Genomic DNA, 2,781 nt, shown 5'->3' on the forward strand with positions numbered 1-2,781 from the left:
CACCCAGGGAAGTGAGAAACGAATTCTTGGCACACATTGCGAAACGCATTCCCATCAAACGATGAAAAGGACTTCGCAATACCGCCTCAGCTAAGCAACGTGGGGCTCAGACGCCGCTTACGCCGCTTCGTCAAGCGCGTCGAATTGAAAGGTTCTCCCATCGCCGAGGAGATGCTGCGCCAGATCGCGTTGCTGTATCACATCGAGAAGACAGTGCGCGGCCAGACCCCCGGCCGTCCGCCTGGCCGCCCGACGTGAGCAAGCCGCGCCGATCATCGCTGCGCTCAAGCCCTGGCTGGAGACGCAACTCTCCCGTATCCCCCAGAAGTCCCTGCTGGCCGAGGACATCCGCTACACCCTCGCCCACTGGCAGGGCCTGATCCGCTTCCTTGACGACGGCACCCTTGAACTCGACACCAACCCGGTCGAGAACCAAATCCGCCCGATCGCGCTGACGCGGAAGAACGCCCTCTTCGCCGGCAACGAGGTCGGCGCCGAGAACTGGGCTATGCTCGCCTCGCTCGTCGCCACCTGCAAAATGTCCGGCGTGAACCCCGTCGATTACCTCGCCACCACCCTGCACGCCGTCATGGACGGCCATCCCAAAGCCCGTATCGAAGAACTCATGCCTTGGAGCTTCGCGCAGACCTCAAGCCTCGCCGCATAGAACCGCGCCGTCGCGCTTACGGAAAGTCACGCGAAAGGGACGTCCGACACGGGACCAGTGCGTTGCGATATTGTCTGTTTGAACAAAGAGCCGGAAATCCTGTCTTGGCGTGGTGCCGCAAGGTACAACGCAAGCGTTGCTCTGCAGTTTGCCAATGAGTGAGTTTGAAAAGAAAAATCAGACTCTTGGAGGATTTCAGAGACCCACGTGGCGCACCGATGCTCCCAATAAAATATGTCGAGCGGATTGTATCCGTAATCTAACACACTGAACAAAGCTACAGAATCCGCAAAGCTTTGGAATTCGCCTTCATAGGCTAGCCATTGTGGCGTTGATTGTTCCAAGAGACCGCGGACATTTACAATATCCGCCCCATTGCCAGGCCAGTAGGCCCTACCAATCTCGAACAGGTTCGACCGAAGGTGAAGCGGCTTCTTCTCCGCTTTCCTGTCCTTCATCCATTGGTGATATGCCATCGCAATTTGGCGATGGTGGTTGTACCAGCACCACTTCCGCAGAATTTTGTCGAACGCCGGATCGGGGACCGGCCCTATCACAGGCAGCGAGCTGTTCTTTGTCGGAACAAGGTCGATGTTAGGAGCAAGCGTCGTGTGGCGAAGGCCAAGTTGATGGCATATCGCTGACGCCACTGTGGCATCTTTATGGTGCTTGTTGTTGAACGAATAACTGAAATAATGAAAATTACAACGATGTTCGCCCAGTGCCGCTAGTGTATATCGGGAATCAACGCCTGCCGTCATGGAGACTAGGACATCGAAGTCTTCTGTCAGCCGAGACAATTGAGGATCGACCGTTTCAGAAACGCGACGGACTAACTCCGGAATGTTTGCGCACTCTTCTCTGGAAGATCTGGGGAAATACCGCGCAACTTTCCCGGTAATCAAAGACAAGGATGTATTAGGAGTCAGCAATCTTATGCCCTTTGCCGGGGTCAATCTCCCGATTACTCCTCCCTTCCAAGCTTTTGTATCGTCAAGGTACAGCTGGCGGAACTCGAATGCCTGCTCCTGCAATTCACGAAGCATTCTTATGTTCGAGCTGACCTCCAAATCCTCATCGTAGCAAATCTTGAGCATATGCGTCGCGTCGCCATAAATTCGCAAGTCGCTACGGGTGCATCGCACCACCACCCAGCGACCTGTTAGGCGATCCAGGGAGGAAAGAAAGTTGCTTTCGCTCTGCTGAGCAAGGACGTGAGCAAGATCTGATATGTTGGTAGCGGGTTGGTCAATATGGAGACAGAGTCCGACGATAGTGACCTCGTTTTCACCGCAAACGCTGTGGGCGGTCGGAGTATCCGGGCTCGTGAGGAGTACTCGGCCATGCGCCAAGGGGGTTGCTGTCAAAGTTGCTGCTAAAGGGCGGTTGCCTCGTGCACCATTCAAGATTGCGTATGAAAGTGGCGGGTTCGCTTCCATGACTATTCCTTATTTTGCAACGCTTTAGACCCATTAGAACAAGCAGGTATGAAGCTCTATGGCAGCGGGAGACCTGAGTTTTCCATCAAGTAGATAACACTGTCCACTCTTAAAGCCCCTCCCTCCTCCGGCAGGCTTTTTTATATCAGGAGACATCATGACCCCTACCTTCAAGCGCGGCAGCTGACCCGCGTCGGATCTGCCGGAGGCTGATTTCACTTAGTGACGGGGACATGGTTCCAGAGCGGCGTGGAAGCTTGCCTCGGCTTCTGCTGGCGGGATGTTCCCGATCGACTCGAGCAGGCGGCGGTTGTTGAAGCGGTCGACCCATTCGAGGGTGGAATTCCACCTCCTCGAAGATGCGCCACGGTCCGCGCCGATGGATGCCCTCTGCCTTGAACAGGTCGTTGATTGTCTCTGCCAGGGCGTGTCGTAGCTGTCACGGACGCTGCCGACCGAGGATTCGATGCCTGCCTGGCCCAGCCTCTCGGTGTATTTGATTGAGAGGTATTGGGCAGATTCAACCGGTCGTCGCAACACCCCATGATTGGAGATGTTGTTGATGTCAGGAAGACGGAAGTCGGAGCGTTCGACGCGACGCAAATTATCCTCGCCAAGTCGGCCACCAGTCTGGCAGCGTGAGCATCTGTGCCGGTTCTGGCGGGAGATTGCAGC

General features: G+C 55.6%; 3 protein-coding genes and 2 pseudogenes. 3 read left to right on the forward strand and 2 right to left on the reverse strand.

Annotation, left to right across the window (positions count from 1 at the left end):
• Positions 1–99 precede the first annotated feature (99 nt).
• The 3 genes and pseudogenes from OC159_RS19770 to OC159_RS19780 all read left to right on the forward strand — a co-directional run bounded on the left by OC159_RS19770 (position 100) and on the right by OC159_RS19780 (position 667).
• Positions 100–258: a hypothetical protein gene (locus tag OC159_RS19770; protein WP_265502942.1), complete on the forward strand. Its 159-nt coding sequence runs from the start codon at positions 100–102 to the stop codon at positions 256–258.
• A pseudogene (locus tag OC159_RS19775) lies at positions 242–439 on the forward strand (IS66 family transposase); the annotation flags it as partial. The gene OC159_RS19770 and the pseudogene OC159_RS19775, both read left to right, overlap by 17 nt.
• Positions 440–508: 69 nt before the next feature.
• Complete coding sequence (locus OC159_RS19780; RefSeq protein ID WP_265502943.1) at positions 509–667, forward strand: transposase domain-containing protein; 159 nt, start codon at positions 509–511, stop codon at positions 665–667.
• Positions 668–693: 26 nt separating this feature from the next.
• Here OC159_RS19780 and OC159_RS19785 read toward each other — a convergent pair whose 3' ends face one another.
• Together OC159_RS19785 and OC159_RS19790 are read right to left on the reverse strand one after the other, a co-directional pair.
• Positions 694–2,106 carry a hypothetical protein gene (locus OC159_RS19785; RefSeq protein WP_265502944.1) on the reverse strand — a complete coding sequence of 471 codons (1,413 nt, stop codon included), beginning with the start codon at positions 2,104–2,106 and terminating at the stop codon, positions 694–696.
• Between the two features lie 219 nt (positions 2,107–2,325).
• A pseudogene (locus OC159_RS19790) lies at positions 2,326–2,619 on the reverse strand (integrase core domain-containing protein); the annotation flags it as partial.
• Positions 2,620–2,781: the final 162 nt, after the last annotated feature.

The organism is Paracoccus beibuensis (genome assembly GCF_026162625.1).
GTDB classification, from domain to species: domain Bacteria; phylum Pseudomonadota; class Alphaproteobacteria; order Rhodobacterales; family Rhodobacteraceae; genus Paracoccus; species Paracoccus beibuensis.

Excerpts from the sequence above, each read along its gene's own strand:
- OC159_RS19780 (WP_265502943.1), top strand. The coding sequence starts at position 509 with ATGCTCGCCTCGCTCGTCGCCACCTGCAAAATGTCCGGCGTGAACCCC.
- OC159_RS19785 (WP_265502944.1), bottom strand. The coding sequence starts at position 2,106 with ATGGAAGCGAACCCGCCACTTTCATACGCAATCTTGAATGGTGCACGA.